Below are 19,191 nucleotides of genomic sequence, written 5' to 3'. Positions count from 1 at the left end.
TGCAGTTCTATAGGAGATCACCCAGCCCTTTGGGCTGCGCTGTCGCGCAGAGAACTGATTTCGCAAGCGCTCCGCGTACCCTGTGGGAGCGGCGGTTCGGCGCCCCGACTTGCCCGCTAAGCAGGCGACTCGGTGTATGGCACCGGCTTTGCCGGTGTTCGCGGGCAAGCCCGCTCCCACAGATTCCTTCTAAATCAACAAGTTATGTGTAGTTCTATGAGAGCGGCCTCGCGTCGCGAACGGGCTGCGAGGCCGCTCCTGCAGAGGGCCTACGTGTTCAACTGCGACCCTTGCCGCGCAACGGCTTGAGCAGATCCCCCAGTCCGTTGTGGTCGATCTCGTGCATCAATGCCAGCAAGCCGCCCAGCTCGCCAGGCGGAAACCCCTTGCGCGCGAACCAGGCCAGGTAATCGCCGGGCAGGTCGGCGATCAGCCGGCCTTGGTACTTGCCAAATGGCATGCTGCGGGTGACCAGCAGTTGCAGGGACTCAGGTTTCATCGTGGGCTTGGCCTGTCGCAAGTGATGCGCCGACCATACTGCAATCTGCACGAAGGCCCAAGCGGCGATCATGCAGAACGCAGGCTAGGCAGGGCTGGTTATTGTTTTTAACTTATTGATTTATAAGGTTTATTTTTTTATCGTCAAGCTTGGCACGGAGGATGCTCCAGTACTGTTGACTTCCATCTGCCAAGGAGTTTTACCCATGAGCAATCCCAACAAAGACGTGATCGATGTTCTCAACGACCTGATCGAGTACAGCAAGGACGGCGAGAAGGGTTTCAAGTCGTCTGCCGACGACGTGAAGAACCCTGAGCTCAAGGCGTTCTTCGTGCAACGCGCCGGTGAATGCGCCAACGCTGCCGGCGAGTTGCAGAGCGAAGTACGTCGCCTGGGTGGCGACCCGGAAACCAGCACCAGCATCAGCGGCGACCTGCACCGTGGTTGGGTCAACCTCAAGTCGTTGGTCACCGGCAAGGATGAAGAAGCGGTGCTCAATGAGGTGGAGCGCGGTGAAGACCACGCGCTGAAGGCCTACAAGGAAGGGCGTGAGAAGCTGGTGAAGCTGGGCCGTAGCGCCAGCGACCCGACCTACCAACTTGTCGAGAAGCAGCTGCAGGGCGTGCAGCGCAACCATGACCAGGTCAAGGCGCTGCGTAACGCTGCTCGCGCGCGTTCTTAATCCGCCGGCCCCTCGACCCGGTTGCGGCCCTTGGCCTTAGCCCGGTAGAGCGCTTCGTCCGCGGCACCCAGCAGACCGGTGAGGTCTTGCTGGGTGCCGGGTACGTGCAGGCCGATCCCCACGCTGACGGTAACCGAGCGCTCATCACCGTGGAACGGCGGCATGCTCTCGACGCTCGACCGGATGCGCTCGGCCAGCAGCATGGCACCAGCCAGCTCGGTTTCCGGTAGCACCACCTGAAATTCCTCGCCGCCATAGCGCGCCGCCAAGTCCGCCGGACGACGGATACAGCGCTCGATCGTCTTGGCCACCTCGCGCAGTACATGGTCGCCACCGGCATGCCCATGGCGCTGGTTGAACGCTTTGAAGTGATCCACATCCACCATTAGTACCGACAGCGGCTTGCGGTTGCGCTGGGCGCGACTCCATTCCAGGCGCAGGGCTTGATCGAGCCGACGCCGGTTGGCCAGCCCAGTGAGGCTGTCGGTGGCTGCCAGGGTCGCCAGGCCTTGTTCGGCGTCGTGGCGTCGGCGCAGCTCACGGCCCAGTAGCACGGTCAGCCACAGAATGCCCAGGCACAGTACCCCAGTGGCCACGCTCACCAGCAGCGCGGTGCGTCGCCAAGGCTTGTACACCTCGTCGGCCGAATGGACCACCAGCACGATCAGCGGCAGGTCCGCCACCCGCGCGAAGGTGTAGATGCGTTGGGTGCCATACAGGGCCGAACGGGCTGAGAAGCTGCCGGCGTGTTCGCCCAGGATGCGCTTGAAGTTGGGGTAGTCGGCGAAGTTGGTCCCGATCAGCGGGTCTTGCGGGCGGGTTGGCTGGCGCGCCAGCAATTGGCCGTCGGTATTGAGCAGGTTGATACTGCTGTCGTCGCCGATGTCCAGGCGCTGGAACAGCTGGTTGAAGTACGACAGCCGTAAGGCGCCGGCGGCCAGGCCCATGAACTCGCCGTTATGCCCGGAAATGCGTCGGCTGAAGCTGATGCACCAGTCCAGGTTCCCCAGGCGCGCCTTGAACGGCGGGCTGATCAGCAGGCCCAGCCCTGGACTGTCGCGATGGGCCTGGAAGGGCGCGGTGTCGGCGAAGTTGGCTTGGCGTGGCACTGCGCTGGTGGAGTCGCCCACCACATCACCCTTGGCGTCGAGCCAGAGGATGTCACCGCGTATGGGGGTGGAAAAGGCCTGGTTGAACAGAATCTGCTGGCGCAGCTTGGGGGCGACCTGCAGTAGCTCAGGGTGCTGCACGGCCCAGATCACGGCTTTGAGCGACTGATCGTAGAGTTCGACGTTGCGCAGGATGTCGCTTTCGATCAACTGAACGATATTGCGCGAGGCACGAATGGCTGATTGCTCGACGCTGTCCCGTTCGCGTGCCAGCAGGTAGCCGACGATAGCGACGATGGCGAGCACAGCCAGGCAACTGCCCAGGTTTAGGACCCGTTCAGGGTGTGACTTGTACAGGGCGGTGCTTGGTAATCGGATCAGTGACGTCATGCTCGCTACTGCATAAGCCCCCTGGATCTTGGGGGTGGGCCATTACGCGGCGGCGGTATTCTAGGGAACGTCGGATTGTCGAACAAGAAATATGCGTTTCCGTCTGGCGGAAAGGTGCACGGGGCGCGCCCGCAGCGTCGTGGTCAATGGCACCAACGCTGGGTTCGGACGTGCCCCGCAAGGCCTCTGGCTCGCGGCTTCAGGTTAGAAGACGTTCAACGGGTAATCCACGATCACGCGGATTTCGTCGTTGTCGTCGACCTCCGAGTAGCCTTGGCCGGCGCGATGAGTGGCGTAGCGCACCAGCACCGACAGGTCTTTCAGATCGCCTTGCTGGAACACGTATTTCACGTCCAGGTCACGCTCCCAGTGCTTGGCGTTCTTGCCTTCGGGGTTGTAGTACGCGTAGTGGCTGAGATCTTGTGTGGCCTTGGTCAGGTCGGCTTCACCGCGCGAGTACGAGACCGAGCTGGTCAGCCCTGGCACGCCGAGGCCGGCGAAGTCGTAGTCGTATTGCAGCTTCCACGAACGCTCGTTGGGTGCGTTGAAGTCCGAGTACATGCGCGAGTTGTCCAGGTAGATGCTGTCACCCAGGTTGATGTAGTCGAACGGCGTGTTGCCGTTGACCCGCTGGTAGGCGGCGGTGACGCTGTGATGACCTGCGGCCACGGTGAAGTGCACGCTGTAGGTGTTGTTGTCGATCTTGCCGAGCAGCGACTGGCCGGTGTCCTGGGTGTGATAGAAGTGCACGCCAGGGTTGAGGCTGACCAGATCGTTGACCACGTAGGTGTAGTCGAAATCGGCGTAGTACTGGTTCCAGATGTCCTTCAGCTCGGCGGCATACAGGTTGGCGGTGACGTTCTCGGTCCCGCTCCACGACGCGCCGGCCCAGTTCAGGTGCTTGCTCTTCTCGCCCTGCAGGTCGCCGTAGTAGGTGTCGATGCGGCGATGGCCGCTCTGGTTGTAAGGCTTGGTGAAGCTGACCTGGCCACCTTCGAGCATCAGCCCGTCGATGCTGGTGTTGCTCAGGGCGAAGCCGCGGAAGGTCTGCGGCAGCATGCGCGTCTCGCCACCGGCGATTACCGGGTTGGTGAGGAACAGGTCACCGGCCTTGAGTTCGGTATCGAAGCCCTTGAGCTTGATGGCGCCGCCAGCGGTGGAGAACGCGTGGCGCGACTTGTCGCCCGGCTCGCTGGGCAGGATCGAGGTGCCCGCATGGCCGTCGCCGCCGTCGAGCTTCAGGCCGAGCATGGCGTGGGCGTCAAGGCCCAAACCGATCACCCCGGGCGTGTAGCCGGACTCGAAGCGCGCCACGGCGCCCTGGCCCCACTCGCGCTTGTCACGCACGTCAGTGTTGCGCTCGTTGCGATTGAAGTAGGCATTACGAAAATGCAGGTTGAGGGTCGAACCTTCGATGAAGCCATCAGCCTTGTCTTCATCGGCCTGGGCGGCGTAAGGCATCGTTGCAGCCAATGCAACGAACAACGGGGTAAAACGGAACGCGTAAGGCACCGGGACAAGCTCCTTTGGTCTGGCGGTGGGGCAGTTTTTATTGTCGGGATTGCAAGTTTCTTATAGTGAGACGTAACAACCTGGCTGATATTTCCTGCACATAAAAAAGCCGCTGATTAGCAGCGGCTTTGAAAGGCTAACATATCAACATGGGCGGTGCCCATGGCGTAGCCAAGGGAAAACTGGAAACGCCGGAGCAGTCGATCAGCTGTCGGCATTATCGCCTGCTTGAACTTTTGAAGCTGTCTGCTGTGCGTCTTTCACGGCGCCGGAGTGCTGCGCGGCGAAGGCTTCGCGAGCCTCTTGATGCACTTCGGTAAGTGCTGCATTACGGGCCACGAAAGCCTGGGATTCTTCGGCCATGGCCAGGGGCGACAACAACAGGGACGACAGGACGAATACGCTGGCAAAACCCATACTGTTGGACATTTGATACAACCTTCTTGCGGGGCAAGTGCTAATGGAGACAGGGCTAAAGTTAGTCCTCCAAGGGCGTGGGAAACAGAGGCTGTTTGGATAAGCACTGTTGCGCAAAAAGTAATTATCCCAAGGAAGTTCCTTGAGTTTTTACCGCAAACCCGCGTCGTTGACGCTCGGCAGGCGGATGCCGAAGGTGTTTGCACCACCCTGGCTGCGCACGAACACCGTGCCGCCGTGCATCAGCGCGATGGCCTTGACGATCGCCAGGCCTAGGCCGTGGTTGTTGCCGCTGCTGTTGGCGCGAGCTGCATCGACCCGGTAGAACCGCTCGAACAGCAACGGCAGGTGCTCGTCGGCGATGCCAGGCCCGGGGTTGGTCACGGCAATGCTCACCTGCTGCTCGTCAGCCTGAATGTGCACCTGGATCACGGCATTGGGCGCGGTGTGCTGCACAGCGTTGTTCAACAGGTTGATCAGAGCCCGGCGAAGTTGCGCCTTTTCGATCTGCGCCTGGGCATCGCCGCTGACACGGACCTGCACTTGCGCGTCTTCCAGGATGTAATCGAGGTAATCGAGGGTGGTGGCGACCTCTTCGGCCAGCGACGCGCGGGTCAGGGCCGTGGCCTTGCTGCCCTGGTCAGCGCTGGCCAGGAACAGCATGTCGTTGATGATGCTGCGCAGGCGCTCCAGCTCCTCCAGGTTCGATTGCAACACTTCGAAGTAGTGTTCGGCGCTGCGCCCACGGGTCAGGGCCACCTGGGTCTGGCCGATCAGGTTGGTCAGGGGCGAGCGCAGCTCGTGGGCCACGTCGGCGTTGAACGCCTCCAACTGCGAATAGGCTTGGTTGACCCGTGCCAGGGTCGCGTTGAAGGCGTCGGCGAACTGCGCCAACTCCGGTGCCAGGTGCTGAGTTTGCAAGCGCCCCTCCAGGCGCGGCAGGGCCAGTTGCTGGGCTTCGTCCGACAGCGCCTGCAAGGGTTTGAGGCCGATCCGTGCGACCCAGTAGCCCAACAGCGAGGCCAGCAGCACCCCCAGCGCAGCCAGCCCGACGATGGCCACCAGCAGGCTGTGCTGGGCCTGCCAGAACGATTCGGTGTCGATGCCGATCAGAAAGCGCAGCGGCGGGCGCTCGCCCAGCGCCGGCAGCTCGCTGACCAGCACCTTGTAAGGGTAGGGGCGATCAGGCAAGCGCAGGTCGCGCATGCCCGGCGGGCCCTCGGCAAAGGCCCGTACCAGCTCGCTGGGGTGGCCGTAGTCGTAGGTCGGGTCGCTGCCAACCGCCCAGAAGCGGATGCGCCGGTCTTCCTCGCTGAGCAGGTTGAGCTTGGTGCGGATCTTGGCCCAGTGCTCGGGGGTGCCATAGCGGTTGAGTGCCGATTCCAGCACGCTGAAGCGTGCGTCCAGCTCGGCCTGGGGCAGCAAATCCAGGCTGCGGTCCACCTGGCGATACAGGGCGCTGCCGATCAGCACGAACACCCCCAGCGCCACCAGCGCGAACAGCAGCGACAGGCGCAAGGCGATGGAGTTACCGGTTTTGCCGCGCCAATGGTGTTTTACGCTCATCGAATCCCAATCCCATCCAGGCCAGCACACACCCGCTGTGACGCACCTTTGCTAGGCGCGGTTTTCCAGGACATAGCCCATGCCTCGGATGGTGTGCAGCAGCTTGTTGTCGAACGGCCCGTCGAGCTTGGCGCGCAGGCGTTTGATGGCGACCTCCACGACATTGGCGTCACTGTCGAAATTGATGTCCCACACCAACTCGGCAATCGCGGTCTTGGACAGGATTTCGCCCTGGCGGCGAGCCAGTACGCTGAGCAGCGAGAACTCCTTGGCCGTCAGTTCCAGGCGCTGGCCGGCGCGGGTGGCCTTGCGCGCCATCAGGTCGATCCACAAATCGCCGATCTGCACCTGCAAGGGTTCGTGGCTGGCGCTGCGGCGGGTCAAGGCTTGCAGGCGGGCGACCAGTTCGAGGAACGAGAACGGCTTGCCCAGGTAGTCGTCGGCGCCTTCGCGCAGGCCGTGGATACGGTCCTCGACCCGCTCGCGGGCGGTGAGCATGATCACCGGGGTCTGCTTGCGCGCGCGCAAGGCGCGCAGCACACCGTAGCCATCCAGGCCCGGCAGCATCACATCCAGCACGATCACCGCGTAGTCGCCTTCCAGTGCCAGGTGCAAACCGTCGATGCCGTCGCGCGCGAGGTCGACGGTGAAGCCTTGCTCGGTCAGACCCCGATGCAGGTAATCGGCGGTTTTTTCTTCGTCTTCGATGATCAGCACACGCATGGTCTTGTCTCAGCTGGCGGTCGGCGCGGCCGTGGCGGCGGCGTGGCGGCGATGGAACAGGCGCTCCAGGGCCAAGTATATGACCGGGGTGGTGAACAGCGTCAGCGCCTGGCTGACCAGTAGCCCGCCAACCACCGCGATACCCAGCGGCTGGCGCAACTCGGCACCGGTGCCGAAGCCGAACATCAGCGGCACTGCGCCCAGCAACGCTGCCAGGGTGGTCATGATGATCGGCCGCAAACGTACCAGGCAGGCCTGGCGGATCGCTTGCTCGGGCGTCATTGCCTGATTGCGCTGGGCTTCGAGGGCGAAGTCGATCAACAGAATGCCGTTTTTCTTGACGATGCCGATCAGCAGTACCACGCCGATCAGCCCCATGATGGTGAAGCCTTGGCCGCTGGCCCACAGCAAGATGATCGCGCCCAAGCCTGCCGACGGCAGGGTCGAGATGATGGTCAGCGGGTGTACGAAGCTTTCGTAAAGCACGCCGAGGATGATGTACACCGCCACCAGTGCGGCGAGGATCAGGTACGGTTGGCTCGACAGCGAGCTTTGGAAGGCCTGCGCGGCCCCCTGGAAGTTGCCACTGATCGCGTCAGGCATGCCCATTTCGCGCTGGGTGCGTTCTATGATTTGCACGGCATCGCCCAGGGCCACGCCAGGGGCCAGGTTGAACGACAGGTTGGCGGCCGGGAACAGCCCATCGTGGCTGATCGACAGCGGCCCGGTGCTGGGCGCGGCGACGTGGGCCAGCGCCGACAACGGCACCATTTCGCCCGACAGCGGCGAGCGCAGGTAGAAGTAGTTGAGGCTCTCGGCCTTGCCACGCTGGCGCGCGTCCAGTTCGAGGATCACCTTGTACTGGTTGGTCTCGGTCTGGAACTCGCTGATCTGACGTTGCCCGAATGCGTCGTATAGCGCCTGGTCGACGTCGGTGGTGGTCAGACCGAAGCGTGCCGCAGCCTGGCGGTCAATGTCGATCCGCGTGACGCTGGCGCCCAGTTGCAAGTCGTTGGACAGGTCGCGCAACGCCGGGACCTGGCGCAGGCGCTCGGTCAGGCGCTGGGTCCACATGTTCAGCGCCACGCCGTCGTTGCTCTTGAGCACGTATTGATACTGAGTGCGCGAGGGCCCGGAGCTGAGGTTGATGTCCTGGCCGGCCCGCATGTACAGGACGATACCCGGCACCTGCGCGAGTTTAGGGCGCATGCGGTCGATCCATTGGCTGGCCGACACATCGCGCTCGCCACGTGGCTTGAGCGAGATCCAGAAGCGGCCGTTGGCGATGGTCTGGTTACTGCCGGTGACCCCCACTGAATGCGAGAAGGCACGCACTGCCGGGTCGGCACCGACGATCTTTGCCAGGGCCAGGTGTTTCTCGATCATCGAACTGTACGAAACGTCTGCGGCGGCTTCGGTGGTGCCGAGGATGAAGCCTGTGTCCTGGAGTGGGAAGAAGCCCTTGGGGATCGCGATGTAGCCCGCCACCGCCAGCGCCAGCGTCACGCCGAACACACCGAGGGTGGTGCGCTGGTGCGCCAGGGCTTTGTCCAGGCCCTTTTCGTACCCGCGCAGCAGGCGCTGGCCGAAACCATCGTGCGGCTCCTGGGGCGGCTTGCGCATGAACAGCGCGCACAGGGTTGGTGCCAGGGTCAGCGATACCACCACCGAGATGAGAATGGTCGCCGTGGCGGTCAGGGCGAACTCCTTGAACAGCCGGCCGACCACGCCGCCCATGAACAGCAGCGGAATGAACGCGGCAATCAGCGAGACGCTGATCGAGACCACGGTGAAGCCGATCTCGCCAGCGCCTTTGAGCGCGGCGGTACGGCTGTCGTCGCCGGCTTCCAGGTGGCGGTGGATGTTTTCCACCACGACGATGGCATCGTCCACCACAAAGCCCACGGCGATGACGATGGCCACCAGTGTGAGGTTGTTGAGGCTGAAGCCGAACACGTACATCAGGGCGCAACTGGCGATCAGCGTCACACCGAGCACGCTGGACACCACCAGGGTCGCCGACCACTGGCGCAGGAACAGCGCCATTACCCCGATCACCAGCGCCACGGCGATCATCAAGGTCAGCTCTACCTCGTGCAGCGAGGCGCGGATAGTTTGGGTACGGTCCTGCAGCACCGACACCTCGACCGAGGCTGGCAGCATCTGTTGAAGGCGTGGCAGTGCGTCGAGTACCCGGTCCACGGTGTCGACGATGTTCGCCCCGGGCTGGCGGAAGATCACCAGGTTCAGCCCCGGCTGGTCGCCCGACCAGGCTTTGACGTAGGCGTTCTCGGCACCGTCGATCACCTTGGCCACATCCGACAGGTGTACCGGTGCGCCGTTGCGGTAGCTGACGATCAGCTTGGCGTAGTCCTCGGGATGGAACAGCTGGTCGTTGGCGGCGAGGGTCGAGACGCTGTGCTCGCCGTACAGCGCGCCCTTGGCCAGGTTCAGGCTGGTCTGCTGGATGGCCTGGCGGATGTCGGCCAAGGTGAGGCTGATGGCGGCGAGTTTTTCAGGTTGGGCTTGCACGCGAATGGCCGGGCGCAGTTGCCCGGTGATGTTGATCAGGCCGACCCCGTCGATCTGGCTGAGCTGGCGTGCCAGCAGGGTTTCGGCATAGTCGCTCAGTGCGTTGGTGGGCATCTGCGCGGAACTGACAGTGAGGATGAGCACCGGGCTGTCGGCCGGGTTGACCTTGCGCCAGGTCGGCGGGCTGGGCATGTCCTGCGGCAGGCGCGCGGTGGCGGTGTTGATTGCCGCCTGGACTTCCTGGGCGGCGGTATCGATGTTCTTGTCGAGGGTGAACTGCAACGTCAGGTTGGTCGAGCCCAGAGCGCTGCTGCTGGTCATCTGGGTCATGCCGGGGATGGCGCTGAACTGCACCTCCAGCGGTGTGGCCACCGAAGAGGCCATGGTCTCGGGGCTGGCACCGGGCAACTGGGCGGTGACCTGGATGGTCGGAAAGTCGGCCTCTGGCAGCGGTGCCACCGGCAGGCGCGGGAAGGCGATGGCGCCTAGCAGTACCAGGGCGAAGGTCAGCAGTACGGTGGCGATGGGGTGGTCGATGCACCAGGCCGATATGCCGTTGCGGGTATTCATGGCTGGGGCTCCAGGTGGTCACTGGCCACACTACCCTCGGCCAAGCGCTGTGCGGGCCTGCATGCGGCCTCATCGCTTGGGGCCACCCGGCTGCCCGGTTTGAGTCGCGATTGTCCGTCGAGCACCAGGCAATCGCCTGCCTTGACCCCCGCGACGATGTTCAGCGTGCTGTCCTGATACAGCACTTTCACCGGCACGCTGGTGACCTTGTCGCCGTCCAGGCGGTAGACGAAGTGGCCGTCGATACTGCGCTGCACCACCGGCGGCGGCACCACCAGGGCGTGCTCATCCACGGCGGTGCGCAGGCGCACGGTGACCAGTTGGCCAGGCCACAGGTGGCCGTCCTGGTTGTCGAATTCGGCCTTGACCCGCACCGTGCCGGTGGTGGCCGATACCTGGTTGTCGATCAGCGCTAGGTGCCCCGTGCCCAGCAGACTGCGCTCGCCGTCGGCGTCCATGTAAGCCTCGACCTGGGCCGGGGTACTGGCCTTTAGCAGGTTTTGCAGGGTCGGTAACTGCTGCTGTGGCAGTGAGAACTCCACCGCGATCGGGTCGATCTGGGTGACGCTGAACAGGCTCTGGGTATCGCTGGTGCGCACCAGGTTGCCCGGGTCGACGTTGCGAATACCCACGCGGCCGCTGACCGGCGAGCGGATCTGCGTGTAGCTCAACTGCACGCTGGCGTTGTCGATGGCCGCCTGGTCGCCTTTGAGCGTTGCCTGCAACTGATTGACCAGCGCCTGCTGCTGGTCGAGGGTCTGTTTCGACACGCTGTCGTCGCTGCTCAGCAGCTTGTAGCGCTTGAGGTTGACGTTGGCCACTTGCTGTTGCGCCTGTGTCTGGCCGAGTTGTGCGCGTGCCTGGTCAAGGCTGGCGCGGATCGCCCGGTCATCGAGGGTGGCCAGCAAGTCGCCCTGTTTCACCCATTGCCCTTCCTTCACCAGGACTTGCGTGAGCACGCCTTCGACCTGCGGTCGCACTTCGACGCTGTGCAGCGACAGTACCGAGCCGATAGCGCCCAGGTAGCGCGGCACGTCTTGCTGGGCCACCGCCACCACGCGTACCGGAATGCCCGCGCTGGCCGTGCTCGGGGCCGCAGGTTTGTCCAGTAGCCAACCCGCTACGGCGAAGAGGGCGGCAGCGGCCAGGATGATCGGCAAGTAACGCATCGGGCGTGCGGTCATGGGATGTTCGCGGTGGCGTGGGGATAGGTTTCTTATAGCGTGTCATGGGGGTCGGCAGCGTGACAGCAAGCTGTCATGGCTGTCAGTTAGGCATTGATGCGGCTTTTTCTGATCTTGAATGGGAAAACGACGACGCCATGTGGCGCAGTTTCGCCATTTGGCTAACGCCTGATGCGCGGCATGCTGAGGGTGTACCCACCGAGGCAAGGCGCACACCATGAAAAAGCTCATGTTCACCCTCTGGCTTGTGGTCATCACGTTTTCGGGTGTTGTCCTGCACACGATGGCCCAAGGCGTGATCGAGTTCCGCGGCCGCATTGTCGAGCCTACCTGCGCGCTACAGGTCGGCGACGCCAGCCTCACGCGGCGCAGTCCGCCAGCGCAGGGCCGCTTGATCAGCGTCGACGGGGTCACGCTGCGGTTAAGCTACGATCTCAGTGACCCCGCATGTGGCAAGGCCGCTGCCTTGAACATGCAGGTCATTGCGCTCACCGATGGCGCCCAGGCGCGGGCGATGCAGCCGACCGGGGTCACGTTGCTGGTGAGTATCCCCTAGTGGCGTTCGCGCTCAAAACCCGATAAAGGCGTAGTACACCGGTGCTTCGGCGGTGGTCTGCACACCATGCAGGTGCAGGCTGGCAGCCAGGGCCTCGTCAGTCATGTGTACTTGCCACTGCGATTGCGTGGCGTTATCCACAGGCTGCGTCTGCGTCTCCAGCGCCGAAAGCAGGGCGCCCATGTCGGGTAGCCAGGCGGTAAAGCCGTTGCCCTTGAGCGCACTGGTGGTCATCCCCAGTGCCTGGCAGATGGCGACCTTGCTGGCGATATCTTCACGGTCGGCCCGGCGTGATGCCTCGATCAGCGCGATGAGCCCTGCATCCTGCAACTGCCCACCGAGGATCAGCGCCGGCCCCTGCTGCCAGGCTTCGCTTGGGCAGTCCTTGTTTTCTGGGCGCAGCGGCAGGTGCGGGTTGATCTCGGCTGGATAGATACGGCATACCAGTGGCCGCTGCGCATAGATCGTGCAGCGGTCGTCGTCGTCAAGGTTGCGGCAGCGACCAGGGTTGAACGCGGCGAAGGTCACCGACACCTGTAGTTCGCCGTCGCCGCAGCGCACGGGGTGGGAGCGGCGTAGCACATGCTCGCGTTGCTCCAGCGGCATCCCGGGGCCATCGCTGATAAAGCCTTCGATGAGCACCACCACTTGCCCGCCGGACGCCGCCCAGCGGTGGGTTTCAGCAAGGGTGAGGGGAACATGGTGGCCGGTGCAGCATCGGCCACAGCCGGTGCAACTGAAATGGATGCTGTGGTTCACGGCTTGCCTGCATTCCACTCGGTAACGAAGGCCTGCTGGCGCTGGTGGTCGTACAGGCACAGTTCGGTGCCGGTACGCTTGTTCATGTGCTTCTGCCGGTAGACGCCTTCGATCAGCAAGGCGCTATAGCCAACCCGGTCATCGAACTCGGCGGGCTTGCCCAGGGCATGCGCATTGTTGAACTGGCTGGCCTTCAGGCAGGCCTTGAGCATGTGCTGGCGCTGGTCGTTCCAGGCTTGCGGGCTGGAGGCGAGGGCTGCGCCGCTGAACAGCGCGCAAGCCATCAGCCAGGAGCTGAGAAGTTTCATGAGCGGCACCGCCGTCGAACATCCAAGGGGTGCGAATTATGCCCGAACGCTCCCCGGCATCAAGCCAGGGAGTTTGTCGCTGAATATATCAGCGTTCGGCGAACACCACGGCCCTGGCGGCAACCACCAGGCAATCGGTCAGCTCTGGCGAGGAGAACTTGGTCAGGATGGCGTTGGCACCGGCCTCCTTGGCCTTGTCGCCACTCATGGCGCTGTCCAGCGAAGTGTGCAGGAGGATGTACAGGTGCTGGAAATCCGGGGTTTCGCGCAGGGTACGAGTGAAGGCAAAGCCGTCCATTTCGGACATTTCGATGTCCGAGACAATGATGTTGATCTCCTTGTCGGTGCCTTGCAGCTCCAGCAGCACGTTGATCGCATCCTTGGCGCTGCGCGCGGTGTGGCATTCCAGGCCCAGGTTGCGCAGGGTATGCACCGATTGCTGCAGGGCCACCTGGCTGTCATCGACCACCAGGATGTTGGCTGCCGCGAGCAGGCTTGCGTCTTCTTCGTTCACCTCGCCTGGATGCGGTTCGTGATGGGGCGGAGCGATGCCGTGGATCACCTTCTCGATGTCCAGCACCTGCACCAAGGTATTGTCGACCCGGGTCACGCCGGTGATGAACGAGCGGTTGCCGGAACCGAACGGTGGCGGCTTGATATCGGTGCTCAGGCAATGGACGATGCGGCTGACCGCCTGCACATGCAGACCCTGGCGCGAGCGGCTGATCTCGGTGACGATCAGGCAGCCGCCGTCCGGGTCGGCCAGCGGCATTTCGCCGATGGCGCGTGACAGGTCGATCACCGACAGCGAATTGCCGCGCAGGGTGGCGACGCCTTTGACGTGCGGGTGGGCTTCGGGCAGCTTGGTCAGTGGCGGGCAGGGAATGATCTCGCTGACCTTGAGCAAGTTGATTGCCATCAGCTTGCCGCTGCGCAGGGTGAAGAGCAGCAGGGACAACGAGTCCGCGCGGGCTTTTTGCGTGGCCATGGGGGACCTTCGTTACCGAAAAAGAGAGTATGCCGGGTTATCGGCCTGTGCGGCTGGTGCTTTAGATGAGTTTGTAACCCAGCGTAACGGGGGGACGTCGGCGCCGCACCTGCAACGTACGTGTCTGCTGGCGGGGCCGCGCTAGGCGAGCGCCGTTCAGCGTAGCCCCAGGCGTTTGGCCAGCCGGTTCAGGTTGGCGCGATCCAGCCCCAGCTCGCGCGCCGCTGCGGCCCAATTGTCGCCATGGCGTTGCAGGCAGGCTTGGACTACCTGGCGCTGATAAGCATCCAACGCCTCGCGCAGGCCGCCTGTTGGCAATGTGGCGGCGGTTGAGGGCGGCGCGGTGGGCGCCGATACAGGGGAGGGCGTACTGCGCAGGTCCAGGTCTGCCGCTTCCAGGGTCAGAATTTTTGGGCGCTGCGCCTGTTGTCCCAGCGCCTTGAGTGCCGAGCGCCCGATCAGGTGTTCCAGTTCGCGCACGTTGCCCGGCCAGTCGTAGGCCTGCAAGGCGTGCTGCGCTTCGGCGGATAACCGCAGGCTTCCCAGCCCCAGGCGCGAGCGGTTCTGTTCCAGGAAATAGCCGGCCAGCAACAGCACGTCACGACCACGCTCGCGCAGTGGCGGGACCCGCAATGGGTAGACGCTGAGGCGGTGATAGAAGTCGGCGCGAAAGCGGCCGCTGCGCACTTCTTCGGCCAGGTCGCGGTTGGTGGCGGCGATCAGGCGCACGTCTACCCGGTGTTCGCGATCCGAGCCCAAGCGTTGCAGCTGGCCGCTTTGCAGCACCCGTAACAGCTTGGCCTGGACCGATAGGGGTAGCTCGCCGACTTCGTCGAGGAACAACGTGCCGCCGTTGGCCAGTTCGAACTTGCCGCGACGTTCGCCGTGGGCGCCGGTGAACGCGCCGCGCACATGGCCGAACAGCTCGCTCTCCACCAGGGTGTCGGGCAGGGCGGCGCAGTTCAGGCTGATCAGCGGTTTGTCGGCACGTTGACTGGCGCGGTGCAGGGCCTGGGCCACCAGCTCCTTGCCAACGCCGGTCTCGCCGGTAATCAGCACGGTCAGGTCGCTGCCAGCGACCAGACGCAGCTCTTCGACCACATGCTTGTGTGCCTTGCTTTGACCGATCAGTTCGCGGTCCTGGCCGCTGGCCTGGCGGTAGACCTCCACGCGCTGTTGCGCGTCTTCGACGCGAAGGGCCAGGTGCTCGATGCGCTCGGCCACGGTCACGGTGGCCGCTGCCAGGCTGGCGAAAGCCTGGAGCGCGTCCAGCTCCAGACGTTGGAACTGTCCGGGGCTGAGGGCGTCGAGGGTCAACAGGCCCCAGGGCCGCTCGTCGACCATCAGCGGGCAGCCCATGCAGTCGTGTACTTCAAGGTCCACATGCGCTGCGCTGACCAAGCCGTCATACGGATCTGGCAGCGGACTGTCACTGGCAAAACGCGTGGGCTCGGGGCGGCTGAGCAAAATCTGGAAACGCGGATGCTCGCTGATCCGAAAACGCCTGCCCAGGGTGTCCGCTGACAGTCCGTCTACCGCCAGTGGCACCAGCCACTCGCCGTCCAGGCGCAGCAGCGCGGCGGCGTCGCATGGCAGCAAGCCACGCATGGCTTGCAGTAGCCGGCGATAGCGCTCCTGGTCGGGCAGGTCGCGGGACAGGTCGCTGACCAGTGGCAGAAGGGCGGTGAGCAGGGGCTTTGCAGTCATAATGACTCCTATTGGTCTTAATGACTATACCTGTAGCCTTGTCATTTTGACACCTTGTCGCTCAAGGCCCCGAATTCATTGGTGTTTTGACTTGGCACGATTGCTGAAATACCTCAGGCAACCATTCGAAGCCCAAGGCTCAGGAGTCGTTGCAATGCTAAATGCCGAACAACGTGCAATCATCAAGGCCACCGTCCCCCTGCTGGAAAGCGGTGGCGAGGCGCTGACCACGCATTTCTACAAGATGATGCTCAACGAGCACCCCGAGGTGCGACCGCTGTTCAACCAGGCGCACCAGGCCAGTGGTGACCAGCCGCGTGCCTTGGCCAACGGCGTGTTGATGTACGCCCGGCACATCGACCAGCTCGATCAGCTCGGTGGGCTGGTTGGGCAGATCATCAACAAGCATGTGGCCTTGCAGATCCTGCCCGAGCACTACCCGATCGTCGGCAGTTGCCTGTTGCGGGCCATCGAGGAAGTGCTGGGCAAGGACATCGCCACCCCCGAAGTGATCGACGCCTGGGGCGCCGCCTACGGCCAGTTGGCCGATATCCTCATTGGCGCTGAAGAGAGCCTTTACCAACAGAAGGCGCAGGCGCTCGGTGGTTGGCGCGGCACCCGCGAATTCCGTCTGGTGCGCCGCGAGGTGGAAAGCTGCGAGATCGTCTCGTTCTATTTCGCGCCAGTCGATGGCCAACCCGTGCTCAAGGCCGAGCCTGGTCAATACATCGGCCTGCAATTGTTCGTCGATGGCCAGGAGCAGCGGCGCAACTACTCGCTGTCGGCGCTGTGCGACGGTGTGCAGTACCGCATCAGCGTCAAGCGCGAGCCGGGAGGCAAGGTGTCCAACTACCTACATGATGCGTTGAAGGTGGGCGATACCCTGCAACTATTCCCACCGGCCGGTGACTTCACCCTGGCGGCCGGTGACAAGCCGCTGGTGCTGATCAGTGGTGGCGTGGGCATCACCCCGACCCTGGCGATGCTGGAGGCGGCGCTCAAGACCACACGCCCGGTGCATTTCATTCATTGTGCGCGCAATGGCGCGGTGCACGCTTTCGGTGACTGGGTCGATGAACTGGCGGCGCGCCATCCACAGCTCAAGCGCTTCTATTGCTATGCCGAGGATGACGGCAGCCAGCATGCCGATGCGCTGGGCGTGCTGAATCAGGAACTGCTGGCCGAGTGGCTGCCACGCGAGCGTGACGTACAGGTGTATTTCCTCGGGCCGAAGGGTTTCATGGCCGCGATCAAGCGCCACCTGAAGGCGATTGGCGTGCCGCCAGGGCAGAGCCGCTATGAATTCTTCGGGCCAGCGGCGGCTTTGGTGTAACGTGCTCTGCCTCTCGCGGTGCGCCTAGGTGCACCGCGAGGGTTTTGGCCGCTTCTTCTATATAGCAAAAGAGATGAACGCGGTTACACCTTCCTTCATCTTTAATCCTGCATTAATCAGGTTATCCTTCACTTCCGATTGTCGAGGGGCTTGCCTTTGTCCCAGGCGTGGGCTGGGGTGTTTTTTCAGGCTGAGCAGTGAACCGAAACCGGCCTATCCGGTCCTAGAGCATCGGTGGATAGCCGCGTATGCCTTTCTTCGACGCTTTCCCTGTTTGATCCAGCGTGTAGACTTGGCGCCCGTCGGGCAGCCTGCGCTGCCACTCTCCATCGAAGGAATCGGCTATGAACGAACTCTCATCGCGCCTGAACCGCGAGCGGCGCTTCCTGGTGCTACTGGGCCTGATCTGTCTGGCGCTGATCGGCGGTGCGTTGTACATGCAGGTGGTGCTGGGTGAGGCTCCGTGCCCGCTGTGCATCCTGCAGCGCTACGCCCTGTTGTTCATCGCGATCTTCGCGTTCCTGGCCGCTGCCATGCCGGGGCGACGCAGCCTGACCTTCTTTGAGGCGCTGGTCGTGCTCAGTGCCGTTGGGGGAATCATTGCGGCTGGCAACCATGTGTATATACTCGCCAACCCGATGGTCAGCTGCGGCATCGATACACTGCAACCGATCGTCGACGACCTGCCGCTGGCCAAGCTGTGGCCGCTGGCATTCCAGGTCGACGGTTTCTGCTCGACGCCGTACCCGCCGATCCTGGGGCTTTCGCTCGCGCAATGGGCATTGGTGGCTTTCGTACTGACTGCGGCGCTGGTGCCCTTGGGGATCTACCGCAACCGTCGTCAGGCTTAGACCAAAGTTCTTTTTTGACCCAGGTCTATTGCAGTGAGAGAGAAGGCGCGAACCCTGTCGAATAATTGATCAGCATCAAGCTTCAGGCCTTGCGCAATGCGGGTTTGAGGGCTATTGGACGGGGTGCGACAAACTGTCGCGAAGTTGATTTTTTGACCAGTATTGTTACGCATTCTGTAAAAGACTGTTGCGCAATAAGTCATAGTCAATGGTGGGCGACCTCACTACAATCGCCCCCAATTTCCGTTCGGCACTGCTTGCAAGTCGCAGGATTGAAGGAAGCCGCAGCGCTCCCTTTTGCTGACTTCGTCAAGTTTCGCCCAACGGCGATACCGGGCGGACCCCCCTCCGCGTTTTCCCGCACCAAATGGACTTGGTCTGAAGTACAGGCCTGTTGCCTACGAAACCATACGCACCGCTACCGCGCTTCGACGCCAAGGTCCTGCAGTCAGACCACGGGCAGGAGCCAGTACGGGCGCGCAGTGCCGCACTTGGCAGGACGAAGTGTTGGCTACCAAAACACAAATTGCATTGAAGCAAGCTGATCTAGAGGTCGTGAGATGAGTAAAAAGCGTTACCCCAGACTGTTTGGCATATTGCCCTTTTTAGGCATGCTTTTACTCAGTGGGTGCAACTGGACCCTGCTCGATCCGAAGGGCCAGGTGGGCATTGAGCAGAAGAACCTGATCCTGATCGCTACCGGCCTGATGCTGCTGGTGGTCGTGCCCGTCATCATCATGACCCTGGCGTTCGCCTGGAAGTACCGTGCTTCCAACAAGGCTGCCACCTACACCCCGGACTGGTCGCACTCGACCAAGATTGAAGCCGCGGTGTGGATCATCCCGATCCTGATCATCATTGCCCTGGGCTACTTCACCTACCACTCCACCCACAAGCTGGACCCTTACCGTCCGCTGGATTCGGACGTCAAGCCGATCCAGATCGACGTGGTCGCACTGGACTGGAAGTGGCTGTTCATCTACCCGGAGCAGGGTATCGCCACGGTCAACAAGATCAACTTCCCAGCCAACGTCCCGGTCAACTTCCGTGTGACCTCCGACGCCGTGATGAACTCGTTCTTCATCCCGGGCCTGGGCGGCCAGATCTACGCCATGGCCGGCATGACCACCAAACTGCACCTGATCGCCAACGAGAACGGTGAGTTCGACGGTATCTCCGCCAACTACAGCGGCGCCGGCTTCACCGGCATGAAATTCAAGGCTACTGCTACTTCCCAGGAAGACTTCGACAAGTGGGTCGCCGAAGTGAAGCAGTCGCCGTTGAAACTGGGCAAGGCCGAGTACGAAGCCCTGGCCAAGCCTAGCGAATACAACCCAGTCGCGCTGTACAGCGAGGCGCCAGCTGAGCTGTTCCAGACCATCGTCGACAAGTACGAAGGCATGAACCGCGGCAAGCCGGTCCACGAAGAAGCTGGCAGCAAAGATCTGGCCACTACCCACGGTGTGGAATCGAGTGTGCAACCAGCTGCCGGTGCAGAGGAGTAA

The 19,191-nt window shown here is 62.8% G+C and carries 17 protein-coding genes; 5 read left to right on the top strand and 12 right to left on the bottom strand.

All coding sequences use genetic code 11. From position 1 onward, the window contains the following. Positions 1-277: 277 nt before the first annotated feature. Positions 278-499, bottom strand: coding sequence for a DUF3820 family protein (locus tag ACNFIC_RS07010; RefSeq protein ID WP_138218950.1), 222 nt, complete (start codon positions 497-499; stop codon positions 278-280). Between the two features lie 205 nt (positions 500-704). Here ACNFIC_RS07010 and ACNFIC_RS07005 point away from each other — a divergent pair, with 205 nt between their 5' ends. Further along, entirely contained in the window at positions 705-1,181 is a 477-nt protein-coding gene (locus ACNFIC_RS07005; protein WP_138218949.1) for a ferritin-like domain-containing protein, read from the top strand. Here ACNFIC_RS07005 and ACNFIC_RS07000 read toward each other — a convergent pair. From ACNFIC_RS07000 to ACNFIC_RS06970, 7 genes are all read right to left on the bottom strand, one after another. Further along, on the bottom strand, positions 1,178-2,680 hold the full coding sequence (locus ACNFIC_RS07000; protein WP_416780503.1) for a diguanylate cyclase: 1,503 nt from the start codon (positions 2,678-2,680) through the stop codon (positions 1,178-1,180). The genes ACNFIC_RS07005 and ACNFIC_RS07000 overlap by 4 nt on opposite strands. Positions 2,681-2,884: 204 nt before the next feature. Continuing rightward, complete coding sequence (locus ACNFIC_RS06995) at positions 2,885-4,192, bottom strand: OprD family porin (RefSeq protein ID WP_416780501.1); 1,308 nt, start codon at positions 4,190-4,192, stop codon at positions 2,885-2,887. A gap of 204 nt (positions 4,193-4,396) precedes the next feature. Beyond that, positions 4,397-4,621: a hypothetical protein gene (locus ACNFIC_RS06990; RefSeq protein ID WP_138218946.1), complete on the bottom strand. Its 225-nt coding sequence runs from the start codon at positions 4,619-4,621 to the stop codon at positions 4,397-4,399. A gap of 138 nt (positions 4,622-4,759) precedes the next feature. Continuing rightward, positions 4,760-6,175 (bottom strand): heavy metal sensor histidine kinase, encoded by a 1,416-nt coding sequence (locus ACNFIC_RS06985; protein ID WP_416780499.1) that lies wholly within the window; start codon positions 6,173-6,175, stop codon positions 4,760-4,762. 51 nt (positions 6,176-6,226) lie between these two features. Further along, positions 6,227-6,898: a heavy metal response regulator transcription factor gene (locus tag ACNFIC_RS06980; protein WP_138218944.1), complete on the bottom strand. Its 672-nt coding sequence runs from the start codon at positions 6,896-6,898 to the stop codon at positions 6,227-6,229. Positions 6,899-6,907: 9 nt separating this feature from the next. Next, entirely contained in the window at positions 6,908-10,000 is a 3,093-nt protein-coding gene (locus tag ACNFIC_RS06975; protein WP_416780497.1) for a multidrug efflux RND transporter permease subunit, read from the bottom strand. Then, entirely contained in the window at positions 9,997-11,184 is a 1,188-nt protein-coding gene (locus ACNFIC_RS06970; protein ID WP_138218942.1) for an efflux RND transporter periplasmic adaptor subunit, read from the bottom strand. The genes ACNFIC_RS06975 and ACNFIC_RS06970 overlap by 4 nt, the downstream gene beginning before the upstream one ends. 217 nt (positions 11,185-11,401) lie before the next feature. Between ACNFIC_RS06970 and ACNFIC_RS06965 the strand changes: the two genes are divergently transcribed. Then, positions 11,402-11,740: a type 1 fimbrial protein gene (locus tag ACNFIC_RS06965; RefSeq protein WP_138218941.1), complete on the top strand. Its 339-nt coding sequence runs from the start codon at positions 11,402-11,404 to the stop codon at positions 11,738-11,740. 12 nt (positions 11,741-11,752) lie between these two features. Here the strand turns inward: ACNFIC_RS06965 and ACNFIC_RS06960 are convergent, their stop codons facing one another. From ACNFIC_RS06960 to norR, 4 genes are all read right to left on the bottom strand, one after another. Beyond that, a complete protein-coding gene (locus ACNFIC_RS06960) occupies positions 11,753-12,499 on the bottom strand; it encodes a YkgJ family cysteine cluster protein (RefSeq protein ID WP_138218940.1) in 747 nt (248 codons plus the stop codon). After that, on the bottom strand, positions 12,496-12,807 hold the full coding sequence (locus ACNFIC_RS06955) for a hypothetical protein (RefSeq protein WP_138218939.1): 312 nt from the start codon (positions 12,805-12,807) through the stop codon (positions 12,496-12,498). Before ACNFIC_RS06955 ends, ACNFIC_RS06960 begins: the two co-directional genes overlap by 4 nt. Before the next feature lie 88 nt (positions 12,808-12,895). Then, the gene (locus ACNFIC_RS06950) at positions 12,896-13,795 is read right to left on the bottom strand and encodes a chemotaxis protein (RefSeq protein WP_138218938.1); all 900 of its coding nucleotides are present in this window, start codon (positions 13,793-13,795) and stop codon (positions 12,896-12,898) included. A 156-nt stretch (positions 13,796-13,951) separates the two neighbouring features. Beyond that, positions 13,952-15,502 (bottom strand): nitric oxide reductase transcriptional regulator NorR, encoded by a 1,551-nt coding sequence (gene norR / locus ACNFIC_RS06945; protein ID WP_416780493.1) that lies wholly within the window; start codon positions 15,500-15,502, stop codon positions 13,952-13,954. 154 nt (positions 15,503-15,656) lie between these two features. Here norR and hmpA point away from each other — a divergent pair, with 154 nt between their 5' ends. The 3 genes from hmpA (at position 15,657) to cyoA (ending at position 19,191) form a co-directional block, all read left to right on the top strand. After that, positions 15,657-16,835 (top strand): NO-inducible flavohemoprotein, encoded by a 1,179-nt coding sequence (hmpA, locus tag ACNFIC_RS06940; RefSeq protein WP_138218936.1) that lies wholly within the window; start codon positions 15,657-15,659, stop codon positions 16,833-16,835. 344 nt (positions 16,836-17,179) lie between these two features. Further along, a complete protein-coding gene (locus ACNFIC_RS06935; RefSeq protein WP_138218935.1) occupies positions 17,180-17,686 on the top strand; it encodes a disulfide bond formation protein B in 507 nt (168 codons plus the stop codon). A gap of 560 nt (positions 17,687-18,246) precedes the next feature. Next, positions 18,247-19,191 carry a ubiquinol oxidase subunit II gene (gene cyoA, locus ACNFIC_RS06930; protein ID WP_138218934.1) on the top strand — a complete coding sequence of 315 codons (945 nt, stop codon included), beginning with the start codon at positions 18,247-18,249 and terminating at the stop codon, positions 19,189-19,191.

It is taken from the genome of Pseudomonas sp. NY15463 (assembly GCF_048068415.1).
In the GTDB taxonomy this organism is placed as follows: Bacteria; Pseudomonadota; Gammaproteobacteria; order Pseudomonadales; family Pseudomonadaceae; genus Aquipseudomonas; species Aquipseudomonas mosselii_C.
Note: the sequence above shows the minus strand (reverse complement) of the source record. Positions and strands in the feature narration are given on the sequence as shown.

What these genes read in the sequence shown, in the direction of transcription:
- ACNFIC_RS07010 (WP_138218950.1), bottom strand. Translation starts at nt 499, where the DNA reads ATGAAACCTGAGTCCCTGCAACTGCTGGTCACCCGCAGCATGCCATTT.
- ACNFIC_RS07005 (WP_138218949.1), top strand. Translation starts at nt 705, where the DNA reads ATGAGCAATCCCAACAAAGACGTGATCGATGTTCTCAACGACCTGATC.
- ACNFIC_RS07000 (WP_416780503.1), bottom strand. Translation starts at nt 2,680, where the DNA reads ATGACGTCACTGATCCGATTACCAAGCACCGCCCTGTACAAGTCACAC.
- ACNFIC_RS06990 (WP_138218946.1), bottom strand. Translation starts at nt 4,621, where the DNA reads ATGTCCAACAGTATGGGTTTTGCCAGCGTATTCGTCCTGTCGTCCCTG.
- ACNFIC_RS06985 (WP_416780499.1), bottom strand. Translation starts at nt 6,175, where the DNA reads ATGAGCGTAAAACACCATTGGCGCGGCAAAACCGGTAACTCCATCGCC.
- ACNFIC_RS06980 (WP_138218944.1), bottom strand. Translation starts at nt 6,898, where the DNA reads ATGCGTGTGCTGATCATCGAAGACGAAGAAAAAACCGCCGATTACCTG.
- ACNFIC_RS06975 (WP_416780497.1), bottom strand. Translation starts at nt 10,000, where the DNA reads ATGAATACCCGCAACGGCATATCGGCCTGGTGCATCGACCACCCCATC.
- ACNFIC_RS06970 (WP_138218942.1), bottom strand. Translation starts at nt 11,184, where the DNA reads ATGACCGCACGCCCGATGCGTTACTTGCCGATCATCCTGGCCGCTGCC.
- ACNFIC_RS06965 (WP_138218941.1), top strand. Translation starts at nt 11,402, where the DNA reads ATGAAAAAGCTCATGTTCACCCTCTGGCTTGTGGTCATCACGTTTTCG.
- ACNFIC_RS06955 (WP_138218939.1), bottom strand. Translation starts at nt 12,807, where the DNA reads ATGAAACTTCTCAGCTCCTGGCTGATGGCTTGCGCGCTGTTCAGCGGC.
- ACNFIC_RS06950 (WP_138218938.1), bottom strand. Translation starts at nt 13,795, where the DNA reads ATGGCCACGCAAAAAGCCCGCGCGGACTCGTTGTCCCTGCTGCTCTTC.
- norR (WP_416780493.1), bottom strand. Translation starts at nt 15,502, where the DNA reads ATGACTGCAAAGCCCCTGCTCACCGCCCTTCTGCCACTGGTCAGCGAC.
- hmpA (WP_138218936.1), top strand. Translation starts at nt 15,657, where the DNA reads ATGCTAAATGCCGAACAACGTGCAATCATCAAGGCCACCGTCCCCCTG.
- ACNFIC_RS06935 (WP_138218935.1), top strand. Translation starts at nt 17,180, where the DNA reads ATGAACGAACTCTCATCGCGCCTGAACCGCGAGCGGCGCTTCCTGGTG.
- cyoA (WP_138218934.1), top strand. Translation starts at nt 18,247, where the DNA reads ATGAGTAAAAAGCGTTACCCCAGACTGTTTGGCATATTGCCCTTTTTA.